The following is a 12,673-nucleotide window of genomic DNA, read 5'->3' on the forward strand; positions in this document are numbered from 1 at the left end:
GTGCGGCTTGGTACTTGCGTAAGTACGAAGGGTACAATACGGGGCTATTGATGCACTTCTCCTGAGGAATCCTTAAATCGCCACCAAAGTAGAGCGCGTTCAACAATAACGTTGATGTCGCCACCAGCAGCAATATTCAGGATGGAACGATAGGAGCGCACAGCGTCCTGAGAGCTTGGGTTTGCTTCAAATAAACCTTCAAAGAGTTCTGCATCTTCTGTGATCATTTTTTCGGCAGCTTTCATTCGGCGTTCAAAAGACGGCGTAAGGTACGGCATCACATTGTCCTTACCGGCCAAAAGGGCGAGGTAAGAAACTGATGTGACAAAATTTAAACCTTGGATGAGTGCGGTTGCTTGGTCGTGTTCTTCTGCTGTGGAGCAGAACGGTTCGCAACCTATGCGGGTGAAGAGTTCTTCCACCATGCGTGCAGAGTTTGCATCACAGCCTTCAGACGGCGTGATTGTTACGCGCACGTCATCAGCCTTCGGCTCGGGGCCGAAAAGAGGATGTGTCCCCACTACGGGACCGGAGTACGCTTTCTGCATTTGCATCATGGGTTGAACCTTTACGGAAGTAATGTCCGCCAAAATTTGCGGCGGCTTCATGTGCTTGGTAGCACATTTTACAACTTTGTAAAATACCGCTGCGGGGACACAAATCAGTACGATTTGTGCATCTGCAATTCCTGCCTGCAACACTTCATCGGTCAAAGGCTGATCTATTTCGGCTACTTCGATACCAGCCTTGGAAAAACGGGAGCACAACATGGCGCCCATTTTTCCTGTAGCGCCTACAACGGCAATTTTTTTGAGTCTAAAGTCTATCTCCTGCATGGTGATACTTTCTCCCACTCTTCCCAGAAGGTAGGGAAGGATTTAGCAACGCATGCTTTGTTATCAAACTCAATGTCACCGAGTGTAAACTGAAGCAGCGCAAGGCTCATAGCCATTCGGTGGTCGTTGTAGGTCGAAAATACAGTGCCCGCAGGCGCTGCAATATTTTTTCTATTAGGACGGATGGTGATTCCGTCTTCTGTGACTTCTGTTTCGATACCGGCTTTGCCTAATTCGGCTGCCGGTCCCGCGAGTCTGTCACATTCTTTAATTCGCAAATGCGCTACGTTGCGGATGGTGGTTTCACCTTCTGCATATGCGGCAAGTGCGGCAACGGTAGGCACGAGATCTGGACAGTTGCCCATATCTACATCAACGCCTTTCAGTTTGGATGGATGTACGGTCACTCCGTTATCTTTCCATTCAAGCTTAGCACCCATTTGTTGCAGTATTGTGAACATTGCTTTGTCACCTTGCAAAGAATCTTTACGAAGGTTGGCAATGTGCACAGGTTCTGTTCCAAGGGTACCGGCTGCGAGGAAGTATGATGCGTTAGACCAGTCACCCTCTACCGTGTAGTCGCCGTTGCGGTACATACCCGGCTTAACAATGAAGCGTGTTTTGTTCGGGACGGCGGTTTCAAATGAGCGCCAGTCTTTTTCAACCCACTCGGAGCCTTCCAGTGTTTCTACGCGGAAGGTGATGCCGAACAGCTCCATAGCGTCCAAAGTAAGTCCTACGTAAGGCCAGCTCACTGCTTTATTGCCGACAAGATTAATTGTCAGACCACGGGTAGAAGGTGCTGCCAATAGCAAGCCAGAAAGGTACTGACTGGATTCTTCCAATGATATGGAAACTTCGCTTCCTTTCAGTCCATCTGTGTCTAAAACAACCGGCGGACAACCCTCTACGCCTTCGTACGTAACTTCTACTTTAAGGCTTGAGAGTGCATTTGCAAGTTCTTTTATGGGTCTTTCATGCATCCGCGGAGCACCGTGAATGCGGAATTTTCCCAAACCTGCTGCAAGTACACCAGTTAGGAGACGACAAGTTGTTCCGGATTCATGCACGTCACAAGAGACAGGTTCAGCCATGCCGCCTGCCGGAGTGCCGCAGCAACCGGTGACGGTATAAACGCCAGCTTCCCGCCGATAGATTTTTGCGCCGCAGTCGTTAAAAATACCGATGGTGCGTGCTAAATCGTCGCTTTCAAGTACGCCGGATACTGTAGAGTCACCTGCTGCCATAGCGGCGCCGATGATCATACGATGGGATACTGATTTAGAAGCTGGGGCGGTGATGGCGATCATGGGTCTGTCTCCAATTGACTAATAATTATTTTTTTTGTTCATCCGTTGCTGTGGCAATGTCACTGGCTTTAGTAAAGTCCGTGTATTGTCCGGCAGGGTAACTGCCCAGAATACGCAGGGACTGACATTCAGCATGTAACTCTGCAATAAGCTGCTCGTATTCTTCCGTAGAAAGGTCACTTTCGATGTCGACAAAGAAGACGTAACGCCATTTTTCGCCGCGCATCGGACGCGATTCGAGCTTTTTCATATTCAGCCCTTCGCGTGCCATGATGTTGAGCACGTTTGCAAGGGCACCGGGTTTATCCGGTACGGTAAAGAGCAAGGATGTTTTATCCTGTCCTTCTCCATCGCTCGGTTTGGAGCCGATGATGACGAAGCGAGTCCAGTTGTCCTGTGTATCTTCAATGTGTTCAGCCAAAATGTTCAGCTTGAGCAAGTCAGCAAGGCTGCCGTGCCCGATGGCTGCTGCGCCTTCTTCTTCCTGAACTCTTCGTGCAGCCGCTGCGGTGCTCTCTGTCGGGATGATGCGCGCATTAGGTAATGTTGAGCGCAGCCAGTGTGAGCATTGTCCCAGCGGTTGTGGGTGCGAGTACACGGTGTGAATATCTGCAAGCAGTTTTTCACGGGTAAGCAAGCTATGGCTGATGCGGCAGAAAAGTTCTGCCTCAATATAAAGGTTATGCTCCATAAAAAGATCAAGGCTTTGTCCCACTGAGCCGTACAATGAATTTTCAAGCGGGATAACTCCCAACTCACATTCATTGTTAGCTACAGCGCGGAATACAGCATTAAGGTCTTTTTGTGGTGTATAATCTACAGAACGACCCAGAAATTCAATTCCGGCAAAATAGGAAAAGGTACCTTCCGGCCCGAGGTAAGCAACTCGCTGAGGACGCTGCAAAGCACGGGAGGAGGAGAAAATTTCGCGGTAGATAAAGCGTAGATGCTCAATAGGAATGGGCCCGTCGTTGTTAGAACGAAGATTGTCGAGCACTTCCTTTTCGCGGAACGGCTTAAATACTACATCTTGTTTGCCGCGTTTCAGCTTACCTACTTCGAGGGAAAGAGAAGCACGGCGATTGAGTAAATCAAGGAGTTCAATGTCTGTAGCGTCGATTTCGCTGCGAACCTCTTTGAGGCGCGGCAGATTGTCTACGCTGGTATCAGTATCGGCACCTGCATTGTCAGGTGTGTCTGCTTTTTTTTGTTCAGACATACTAGCCTTCCTTGATCTCTTCTTCGATACGCATTCCGAAATGACGGCCTGCAATGTCGGTACGAACGAGAATTTCGTCACCTTTCTTCAAATTAACAACACTGATCGGGGTACCTTTTGTGTCGACTACGCGGATAGTTTCTGCATTTTGCAGGAACACTGCGCCTTCAACACCATTTACTTCGGCTTTAATCAGCAGCATAGGACGAACTTCTGTTTTGCAACGTCCTACGATTGCGATGGAAGTGGAACCGTCGTGGTTAACGATGAGCACTTCGTCGCCGGAAGAAAGTTCTTCAAGGTATGTTGTTTTATCGTGCGGCAACTGTGTATATGCGTGCACAGCTCCTGCATTAATACGAAACGGACGGGCAGCCACGTATTCGTTGTTTTCGGTTTCAGCATGGACGAGGAAGGTAAAGGCAGAAGAATTCCCGACGAGCATACCCTGACCTCTTTTGAGGACGGAGAGTGTATCAACACAAACTCGGTGGCCTAAGCCTGATGAGAGAACTTCTGTGACAGTTGCCGGAACGAGATCCAGCGTTCCCATGGAGAGTTTGCACTGCGCTACAATCTGCTTCAATTGAGTAACTCCATTTGCAGTGACAACCACGCCTTCTACGCCTCTTTCAAGGATGCCGAAAGCAAGATGCGCTTCTTCTGTTGTGTTGGCTTCAACCAGCACGTTGTCAGACTGCGCTAATAAATTTTCAATCGGGATAATTTCCCATCCGTGACCGATAATGACTTGCTCGCCTTTTTTCAGACGGTCTGCTGCCTCTTCTTCGACACTTTTTTCAGTAAGCGTAATGACAGGCATAGACTCTGCTGCGAGCACGGTGCAGCGGGATAGACTGGCTACTCCGGCCATATGTTTTTCCGGTACGATAATGCCGTCGACGCCTGATTCCAGAGCGAGGGTGACGTGATCTTTATTGAACGGTACGCTTGCGAAGAGAACTTTTTTCATTTTACTAAGTCCGGATAAATTCGGGTTAATCGTTTCCTACGAGTTCCATTGCCTGCTCAACATCCCAGTCTTCATGCACTACGCCGCGAAGCGCTTTAACGAGCATTGCACTGTTTTTGTGCTGGAAGACGTTACGACCAACTGAAAGACCGGCACCGCCAGCGCGAACAGAGTCGTGAACCATGGTGATGAATTCGCGAGTGGAGTTCATTTTTTCGCCACCGGCAATAACAACCGGAACACAACATGCCTCTACAACCTGTGAGAAAGAATCGATATCGCCAGGGTAGGAAACTTTTACGAGATCTGCGCCTAATTCTACAGCAACACGGGCACAGTGGGCTACGTTTTTAACGTCGAATGGATTATGAATATGCTGGCCTCGTGCGTACATCATTGCGAGAAGCGGGATGCCCCAATCGTTAGCAATGGCGGATACTCTGCCGAGGTCTGACAGCATTTGACTTTCTGTTTCGTCACCGAGGTTAACGTGAACAGATACACCGTCTGCGCCGTGCTTGATAGCATCTTCAACGGTTGCAGTGAGTGTTTTAGCGTTTGGTGAGGGAGCAAGTGAAGTTGAACTTGAGAGGTGGACGATAAGTCCAACATCACGTCCGCCTGCGCGGTGACCACAACGAACAAGACCTTTGTGCATCAGTACGGCATCTGCGCCACCTTCTGCAATGTTGCTGACTGCTTTTCGCATGTCTACAAGTCCGTCGATCGGGCCAACAGAAACACCGTGGTCCATAGGAACAATAATTGTTCGACCGGTGACTCTGTTAATAATGCGCTCCATGCGGATCTTCTTGCCAATTTCCATCGTATTCTCCTTAGCGTGTACTTTGAAAGCAATCACCCTGTAAGTACGAATGCATTGTTGTTAGCATTATGCAGCAAAAAACTATCTTTGTTTTGCTTGCCCGATCTTTTATCAATCTTTGGGCGTTTGGCATAGTTGCTAAATGTGCATTTTCTTAACAAGTTGCTTCAGTTGTTCCGGATTAGTCCGCTACAGCTTGCGCATAAAAAAAAGAGCCGCAGGCTGTATGCCCGCGGCTCTAAGTTTTCTAGTTGGTGTCGAATCGTTCGTTTACACGAAGGCACCAGAAAACCGGCCACGGGCTTTGCCATAGCTAAAGAAGAACCAAAAATAAAAATTGGTTTCAATATGAGCTGGGTTGGCAAAGATTGCGTTCATGGCGTTTCTGATTCCTTTACAAGTTTGTTAAATTCGATGCTGAAGGATAGATACGAGAGGCGTTTTATGTCAATACGAAATTTAAAAATTGTGGTATATAAGTCAAAAGTCGTATGTAATTGTCTAGAATTACATGATATAAAATCGCCTAAGTAATAAGCGATGCGTTTTTTTGGATTTTTAGATGAATCTGTGTGGGTTGCCTCCGGCGGGCAGGGGTGCGACCCCTTGCATCCCCGCAAGGGAGCACTGCCCCCTTGACCCCGATTAGACCATGTATTTTTGATCTGAGCACAATGTTTTTCCCAAAGATTATTGTTTATAAGACCATAAACCGCGTGTGGTGTTTGTAACATCACTCCGCTAATAAAAATTTTATGAACAAAGGGAGTGAGATGTTTTTTTTCAAGTAGCTGAAGACAGAACTAGAAATAAAAAGGCTGTCTGATAATCAGAACAGCCTCTAATCGTAGGGATGCTAAGCCGCGAGGTGGGTTATATAAAGAACGACCTCGCGAATAAAAGTCTTTGGAAAGGGGGCTGGGGAAGAACCTTTCTACAGAGCCTTAGCCGTTCTCGAAGAATGAGAGATTACGGATGCGGACAGTGCAACAAGGTTTTCCCCAGCCGTCGGAGACATATTTCTTCGCTTCCCCTGTTACCAAATGTTTTTATGAACACGAGAAGCGTCAAATCTGTCTTGAGGCTTGAGGTTCTGGTCAGGATGCCCAAGCACGATGACAGCAAGAGGTACTGCGTTTTCCGGTGCTTTAACGAGTACACGCGCTGCATCTACACGATCTTCTTCAGGCCATAATCCGCACCATACTGCGCCGAGTCCTTCGCTGTGTGCTGCAAGAAGTAGGTTCTGGATAGCTGCGGAACAATCGAGCATCCAGTTACCCGGATATTTTTCAACGTTACGGTCACCGAGTACCATGATGGACAACGGAGCTTTTGCAGCCATGCCGATGTACGGGCTGAGTTTGGCAGTTTTTTCAAGCTGTGCTTTGTCGTCTATTACAATGAACTGCCAAGGCTGCTCGTTACCGGCGCTAGGAGCTGCCATGGCGGCTTTGAGCATGGTGTCAATTTTTTCTTCGCTGACTGGCTTTGCTGTGAATTTGCGAATAGAGCGACGGTTGGCAATGGCTTCAAGTACGTTCATGTTCTCTCCTGAAGATTCTGTTGTGTTAGTTTTGAGGGAGGATTGTAGCACAGGCTTGCTACAGCTTGTCCTGATATGCACCTGCGGAATAGGTAAGCTCGTAACTGTGGCTGTAAATTTCTACCAAGTTGCCGAACGGATCTTCGCAGTACACCATGCGGTACGGTTTTTCACCCGGGTAGTATTCGCGTACAGGCATGCGTTGTTTTCCGCCATGTTCTACAATTTTTGCGGCAAGCCCTTCAACATCAGGGTCTTGAACGCAGTAATGGAAAATGCCTGATTTCCAGTACTCAAAATTATTTTCGCGGCGTTCTGCATTGGGAAATTCAAAAATTTCCACACCAATTTTGTCGCCTGTGGAAAGATGGGCAATTTTAAAGCTGCCCCAGCCTTTACCGAAAACATCGTTACACATGATCCCGATGGCGGATTCATCCTGTTTAATTTCGGTTGGCGGCATAATAAGGTACCAACCCATAACTTTTGTATAAAATTCAACTGCCTTTTCAAGGTCTGTTACGCTAAGCCCTATATGCGAAAAATTTCTTGGATATGTCATGAGTGGTCTCCTCGTGTTTTCATTTTGCTTCACGCATGAAATATAACCTGTTATTTTTTCGATACAAGAAGGCACTTTTTTCTCTTATGCATACCTTTTGGTAAGTTTTATTGGTACTAGCGTATTTCAAGGAATATTTTTTTTATGATTAAATGGAACGGGAAGGAATATCGATGCCCTGTTGAAGTGGGCATGGATGCTATCAGCGGTAAATGGAAAAGTCTTATTCTCTGGCATCTGCACGAAGGGGATAAGCGATATAAGGAACTGGAGCGTATTGTTCCGGGTGTGAGTCAAAAGATGCTGACGCAGCAACTGAAAGAAATGGAGCGCGATGGATTACTTATTCGCACCGTTTATCCCGAGGTTCCACCGCGCGTTGAATATGCACTTACCCCGTTAGGGCACAGCGCTTTTCCCATTTTAAAGATGATGCATGACTGGGCAATTGATGAGTTGGGCTGCGAGCATGCATGCACTCGTAGTTCTGATTAAAAGATATATTGCACTATGCTGCGCTGTGAGTTTTGCTTTGTCTTATAAGAACGTCGGGCAGGGCACGCACAAAGTCCGTTTGGTCAGTAGGTAGGGCTCCGTAGCATGTAACGTTTGATCTGGGAGTAATCATGAAGCAAGGCATCCGGATAGAATCTGATTCAATGGGCAATATTGAAGTGCCTGACGATTGTTACTGGGGCGCACAGACGCAGCGTTCGTTGCATCATTTTTCTATCGGCGCAGAGCGGATTCCGCTTGAAGTCATTATCGCGCTTGCTCATATCAAGAAAGCAGCAGCACATGCCAACGTAGAAATTGGTGTGCTTTCGGAAGATGTGGGGCAGCTCATTATTGACGTTGCGGATGAAATTTGCAACGGCGGGCATGATGGTCAATTTCCGCTTCATGTGTGGCAAACGGGTAGTGGTACGCAGACAAATATGAATGTGAACGAGGTGATCGCCAACCGTGCAAATGAAATAGCTGGCAGCCCTTTAGGAAGTAAAACTCCTGTGCATCCTAATGACCATGTGAACCGCTCGCAGTCTTCAAACGATGTTTTTCCAAGTGCTATGAATGTGGCAGCAGCCATTGCCATAGAATATTATCTTATTCCCTCCATTGAAGCACTAATCAAAGTTTTTGCAGAAAAAGCTGCTTTGTGGGCTGATGTTCCTAAGCTGGGGCGCACCCACAGGCAGGATGCTGTTCCTATGACCGTAGGGCAGGAGCTTTCTGCCTACGTGTATCAGCTTGAAGCTGATCTTGAGCGGTTGGGGCAGGCGCTGCCGCAGTTGCATACGCTTCCTCTTGGTGGCACAGCAGTCGGAACAGGTTTGAATACTCCGAAAGGCTTTGCAGAGCGTGCCATTGGGCACCTTGCAGAATACATAGGTATTCCGTTTACGCCTATGGAAAATGCTTTTGCAGGGTTATCATCAAGTGATGACATAGTTTCCGCATCTGGTGCTGTACGTACTCTTGCATGTACTCTTTTGAAAATCGCAAACGACATTGCTTTGCTTTCTTCCGGCCCGCGTGCTGGGATCGGCGAATACATTCTTCCTGCTAATGAACCGGGCTCTTCAATTATGCCGGGGAAGGTGAATCCTACACAGTGCGAAGCGTTGTCTATGGTGTGCGTGCAGGTGATGGGGCTTGATTCCTCATTGGCTTTTGCAGGCTCACAGGGGGTTATGCAGTTGAATGTGTACCGCCCGTTGATGATTTATAATCTTCTCTCTTCAATCCGTTTGATTACAGACTCTACCCGTATGTTCACACAATATGCAGTGGCAGGGCTTGAGTTGAATTTCAAAAAGATTGAGGACTACTTGTCTTCGTCTCTCATGCTTGTAACGGCGCTTACGCCGGTTATCGGATATGACAAAGCCGCTGAGGCAGCAAAGAAAGCATACGAGCAAGATAGAACGCTTAAAGACGTTGTTCTTGAAGATGGATTGCTGGACGAACAGTCATTTGATGACGCTATGAACTATATGCGCATGGCGAAACCGCACGAAGAGTAATCTCTTGAACTGAAGAATGTATTGAGCGCTGCTCTACCTTGAAGATAATCGAGGTGGGGGAGCGCTTTTTTGTATGGAGTGTGGATGTGTTTTGTGTGTGAGCTGCGTGATGCCCACGGAGGCATGTTCTTGGCGTGAACATTGAAAATTGGACGAAAAAAAAGACCCACTATAAAGCGAGTCATAATTTTTCAAGTGGTGCCGCGACACAGAATTGAACTGCGGACACGGGGATTTTCAATCCCCTGCTCTACCAACTGAGCTATCGCGGCACGACGAGGAAATATCTACAGGAAGCTGACATATGATGCAAGTAAAAAATAACTGCAGCCATCTTCTTGAAGATGGTGCCGCGACACAGAATTGAACTGCGGACACGGGGATTTTCAATCCCCTGCTCTACCAACTGAGCTATCGCGGCACAGGTGGAAGGTTTAGAGAAAGACCGGCGTGTTGGCAAGCATTTTTTTAAAAAAAGTACATTTTTTTTATAAAAAACCAAAAAGCACGCACGGAACGCTCATCTGCTGTCGTGCAGATGTTTAGAGTTTGCAGTGTAACTGCAAACTACATTGCGTTAACTTCCTTAATAAACTCTTCGCCAAATCTAGTATTAAGCAAACGTTCGAGCGCTGCGATCATTTCCGGATCATAGAAATTCTCCATCTCTTTCAAGATTTCAAATGAATTTTCAACGGACAATGCAGGGCGATACGCACGAGGTCTGATAAGTGCGCAGAACGTGTTTGTAAGACCGAGTAATTTTGCCGGAGGAATAATATCCTTACCGTGCAAATGGTCCGGATAGCCGGAGCCGTCCATCTTTTCGTTCATCTGCGTTACGGTTTCTACAACGGGCAGCCCGAATTCAATATTGCTGAGAACTTCTTTTGCATGCAACGCATGTTTATCCATCTCAACTTTTTCATCCGGTGTCAGAGCACCCGGTTTCAGCAAAATCTCGCGCGGTACAAAGAGCTTACCAATCTGGGAAAGGTTTGCTGCTGCTTCAATGGTAGAGATTTCTGCGTCGGACATATTTAAGTTACGGGCAAGTTCTATAGAAACTGATTCGAGCATACGGGTGTGACCGCCAAGGTACGGGTCAATATGCTCAATGGTGCTTGCCAGTGCAGTAATCGTTTGCTGTTCAGCTAATTTTCGTTGCTCTTCAGCTTCAACAGCGGCGGTAATGTCACGGAAAACGGAAACAATGCCGTTAAGCGTGCCTTCCCCGTCGAAGAACGGTGCTTTGGATATCTGCATCACGTAACGCTGTGACTGAAGGTAAATCTTCTCTGTAATGTTGATGGACTCTTCAGACATATTCACAAGCTGGTCGGAGGACGCAAGGCGGTTTGCCGTTGCGTAACCGAAGACTGCGGTGTCATCCAGTCCATGCATTTCCTCAACAGTACGACCAACGGCATTTGCAAATGCCGGGTTCACGTACTGGTATATTCCATCATTATTTTTGAGCGCGATATAATCCGGAATAGTATCGTTAATAGAATCAAGGAACATTTTCTGTTCTTTGATCGTCATAGCGAGTTCGCGGAAGTTATCTGCAACTTTTTTGTTGTCCTGTGAAATGAGCAGCCACCAGAACAGGAAGATAACCAGTGTAAAGGCACCGATAGCGAGCAAAGCAATGACAAGAGTTGTCTGGATAGTTGAGGTAAGCTCTGCGCGGGCAATATCGTAGTCAATTTCTTCAATGACCCACCAGTTGATATTCGGAATTTTGATTCCGAATGAATATCCATTTGCCGTATTGCTCAGGTTTTCACGCAGGGCGAAAGGAAGAATGTCTTCTTCAATCGTGCCGAATGATGAATTTATCTCTAAAATGCCTTCCGGTTGCCAAGGGAGAATGTCCTGCAGGGCACCATTTATCTTTTGTACAAGATGCGTTGTGTTGCCTTGCTCGGCTAGTGGAGAAGCGGAAATAATTTCTGTAATTTTTCCTGAAGCAATCTTCGAAAGCATAAGAACAGAAATAGGCTTTGTGTATTCTCCTTCAAATTCCGGCGGGAAAATAGGCAGGAACATGTCGAAAACAAGCCCGTTGCTGCTATTGCGTACAGTGGAAAAATGGACTTTAGGGTTTTGCAGAACAGTATGCACCATATCGAGTTGTTCCTGACTAAGGGCAGAAACGTTTGCGTTGGTGGCAATGTAGGTTTGACCGAACCGGTTGATGATTCGACTGTCGGAAAAGCCTGCATAGCTGGAAAACTCTTCGAGCAGATTGCGCATCATAGGTAACTGTTGCGCAAGGGTAGAGTCATCTGCTTGTGACGCTTCTTCTGCGTACAAGCTGCCGATATTATCACCCAGTAAGTTCACTTCTGAAGCAAACAGACGGAACAGGTCGGCATTAATGAGCCTGTCACCTTGTTCAGCCATTGCTTGCAGCCAGTTGTTGATGCTTTCCGAACGCCCTGTTGCCAGCAGCTTCTGCTGCTTTTCAAGGCGAACCTTGAGTACTGCTTCTTCACTTTTAATGTGAATGAAGCAGAGTAGCGCAGAAATGACAACAATAGCGGAAAGCACAGCGATGCCGAACCATTTTAGACGAGAGCGCTTATCCTGCGTAACGGGAAGCTCATAGTCATTCGTTTTAGTAGGCATTTTCAGCTCCGGGATCATTTTTTTCGGCTTGGAAGCCGGTTGATTTTTTTTCACAGGGATATGTGCCCAACGATTAGTTTCGTTTACAGAAAACTGCGGTACATAGTGAGAGAATTTTGAATGCGAGAGTACCAGTTTTGTCTGGTTGTCCAGCACCCATGCATCACCTTTATAGAAGACAACCAACACTGCATGACCAAGACGTCGGATGTTGTCCATAAGTGCGACAATTCGCATGGAACTTGCGGGTACTCCCAATTCTCGTAATGCATAGTACTTGGCAATTGCGTAATCTTCGCAGTCTCCTGATTTCTTAACGAATTCAGGTGGTGATGCCCAGTACTCGCGTTTTCCCCAGTTTTCTCTATCAAGGCGATACGGCCACTTGTTAAAGTAGGCATTCACCTTGCGTAGTTGCTGCATACGTGATGCGGAAACAATTGTGCTTTTAAATTGTTTCCAGCGTTTTCGCTGGTTTTTTCCGGACGTAGGTAGCGAATTTGAAAGATATTGCTGCTTATGTGCAGACATTTTATTTACAATACGTTGCCACCGAGCCAACGTTTTATTTTTGCCCTTTAATTCCATAGTGCGAAACAGGCGAATGTTTCCTCTATTATCTTTTAAGGGGCCTGTACTTCTAGAAACTTTTTTCCGTGGCCTCGGTGTTGATTTCTTTACCGGGGGCGGCTTGAACAGCATTCGGAATGCTGATTTTTTCTTTCCTTTAGAAAGAGACG

10 protein-coding genes and 2 tRNA genes are annotated in these 12,673 nt (G+C 46.9%); 2 read left to right on the forward strand and 10 right to left on the reverse strand.

Annotation, left to right across the window (positions count from 1 at the left end; genetic code table 11):
* Positions 1-44: 44 nt before the first annotated feature.
* The 7 genes from MKHDV_RS01695 to MKHDV_RS01725 form a co-directional block, all read right to left on the reverse strand.
* Positions 45-836: a prephenate dehydrogenase/arogenate dehydrogenase family protein gene (locus MKHDV_RS01695; protein ID WP_160711637.1), complete on the reverse strand. Its 792-nt coding sequence runs from the start codon at positions 834-836 to the stop codon at positions 45-47.
* Complete coding sequence (aroA, locus tag MKHDV_RS01700; protein WP_160711639.1) at positions 824-2,146, reverse strand: 3-phosphoshikimate 1-carboxyvinyltransferase; 1,323 nt, start codon at positions 2,144-2,146, stop codon at positions 824-826. The genes MKHDV_RS01695 and aroA overlap by 13 nt, the downstream gene beginning before the upstream one ends.
* A 25-nt stretch (positions 2,147-2,171) precedes the next feature.
* Positions 2,172-3,365: a prephenate dehydratase gene (gene pheA, locus MKHDV_RS01705; protein WP_160711641.1), complete on the reverse strand. Its 1,194-nt coding sequence runs from the start codon at positions 3,363-3,365 to the stop codon at positions 2,172-2,174.
* A gap of 1 nt (position 3,366) precedes the next feature.
* Entirely contained in the window at positions 3,367-4,338 is a 972-nt protein-coding gene (locus MKHDV_RS01710) for a 3-dehydroquinate synthase II family protein (protein ID WP_160711643.1), read from the reverse strand.
* A 25-nt stretch (positions 4,339-4,363) separates the two neighbouring features.
* Positions 4,364-5,164, reverse strand: a complete 801-nt coding sequence (locus MKHDV_RS01715) for a 2-amino-3,7-dideoxy-D-threo-hept-6-ulosonate synthase (RefSeq protein WP_160711645.1) — start codon at positions 5,162-5,164, stop codon at positions 4,364-4,366.
* A gap of 1,036 nt (positions 5,165-6,200) precedes the next feature.
* A complete protein-coding gene (locus tag MKHDV_RS01720) occupies positions 6,201-6,710 on the reverse strand; it encodes a nitroreductase family protein (protein ID WP_160711647.1) in 510 nt (169 codons plus the stop codon).
* Positions 6,711-6,768: 58 nt separating this feature from the next.
* The gene (locus MKHDV_RS01725; protein WP_160711649.1) at positions 6,769-7,272 is read right to left on the reverse strand and encodes a lactoylglutathione lyase family protein; all 504 of its coding nucleotides are present in this window, start codon (positions 7,270-7,272) and stop codon (positions 6,769-6,771) included.
* A gap of 144 nt (positions 7,273-7,416) precedes the next feature.
* On the opposite strand from MKHDV_RS01725, the gene MKHDV_RS01730 reads away from it, so the two are divergent.
* A complete protein-coding gene (locus tag MKHDV_RS01730) occupies positions 7,417-7,767 on the forward strand; it encodes a helix-turn-helix domain-containing protein (protein WP_160711651.1) in 351 nt (116 codons plus the stop codon).
* A 131-nt stretch (positions 7,768-7,898) separates the two neighbouring features.
* A complete protein-coding gene (locus MKHDV_RS01735) occupies positions 7,899-9,299 on the forward strand; it encodes an aspartate ammonia-lyase (protein ID WP_160711653.1) in 1,401 nt (466 codons plus the stop codon).
* A 196-nt stretch (positions 9,300-9,495) separates the two neighbouring features.
* Here MKHDV_RS01735 and MKHDV_RS01740 read toward each other — a convergent pair.
* From MKHDV_RS01740 to MKHDV_RS01750, 3 genes are all read right to left on the reverse strand, one after another.
* A tRNA-Phe gene (locus MKHDV_RS01740) sits at positions 9,496-9,571 on the reverse strand.
* A 73-nt stretch (positions 9,572-9,644) separates the two neighbouring features.
* Positions 9,645-9,720 (reverse strand) — tRNA-Phe (locus MKHDV_RS01745).
* A gap of 146 nt (positions 9,721-9,866) precedes the next feature.
* Positions 9,867-12,464, reverse strand: a complete 2,598-nt coding sequence (locus MKHDV_RS01750) for an HD domain-containing phosphohydrolase (protein ID WP_254060390.1) — start codon at positions 12,462-12,464, stop codon at positions 9,867-9,869.
* Between the last annotated feature and the right edge of the window lie 209 nt (positions 12,465-12,673).

The sequence above is a fragment of the Halodesulfovibrio sp. MK-HDV genome (assembly GCF_009914765.1).
Taxonomy (GTDB): domain Bacteria; phylum Desulfobacterota; class Desulfovibrionia; order Desulfovibrionales; family Desulfovibrionaceae; genus Halodesulfovibrio.

Bases quoted from the DNA above. Each gene is read 5' to 3' on its own strand.
- MKHDV_RS01695 (WP_160711637.1), bottom strand. From the start codon at position 836: ATGCAGGAGATAGACTTTAGACTCAAAAAAATTGCCGTTGTAGGCGCT.
- aroA (WP_160711639.1), bottom strand. From the start codon at position 2,146: ATGATCGCCATCACCGCCCCAGCTTCTAAATCAGTATCCCATCGTATG.
- pheA (WP_160711641.1), bottom strand. From the start codon at position 3,365: ATGTCTGAACAAAAAAAAGCAGACACACCTGACAATGCAGGTGCCGAT.
- MKHDV_RS01710 (WP_160711643.1), bottom strand. From the start codon at position 4,338: ATGAAAAAAGTTCTCTTCGCAAGCGTACCGTTCAATAAAGATCACGTC.
- MKHDV_RS01715 (WP_160711645.1), bottom strand. From the start codon at position 5,164: ATGGAAATTGGCAAGAAGATCCGCATGGAGCGCATTATTAACAGAGTC.
- MKHDV_RS01720 (WP_160711647.1), bottom strand. From the start codon at position 6,710: ATGAACGTACTTGAAGCCATTGCCAACCGTCGCTCTATTCGCAAATTC.
- MKHDV_RS01725 (WP_160711649.1), bottom strand. From the start codon at position 7,272: ATGACATATCCAAGAAATTTTTCGCATATAGGGCTTAGCGTAACAGAC.
- MKHDV_RS01730 (WP_160711651.1), top strand. From the start codon at position 7,417: ATGATTAAATGGAACGGGAAGGAATATCGATGCCCTGTTGAAGTGGGC.
- MKHDV_RS01735 (WP_160711653.1), top strand. From the start codon at position 7,899: ATGAAGCAAGGCATCCGGATAGAATCTGATTCAATGGGCAATATTGAA.
- MKHDV_RS01750 (WP_254060390.1), bottom strand. From the start codon at position 12,464: ATGTCTGCACATAAGCAGCAATATCTTTCAAATTCGCTACCTACGTCC.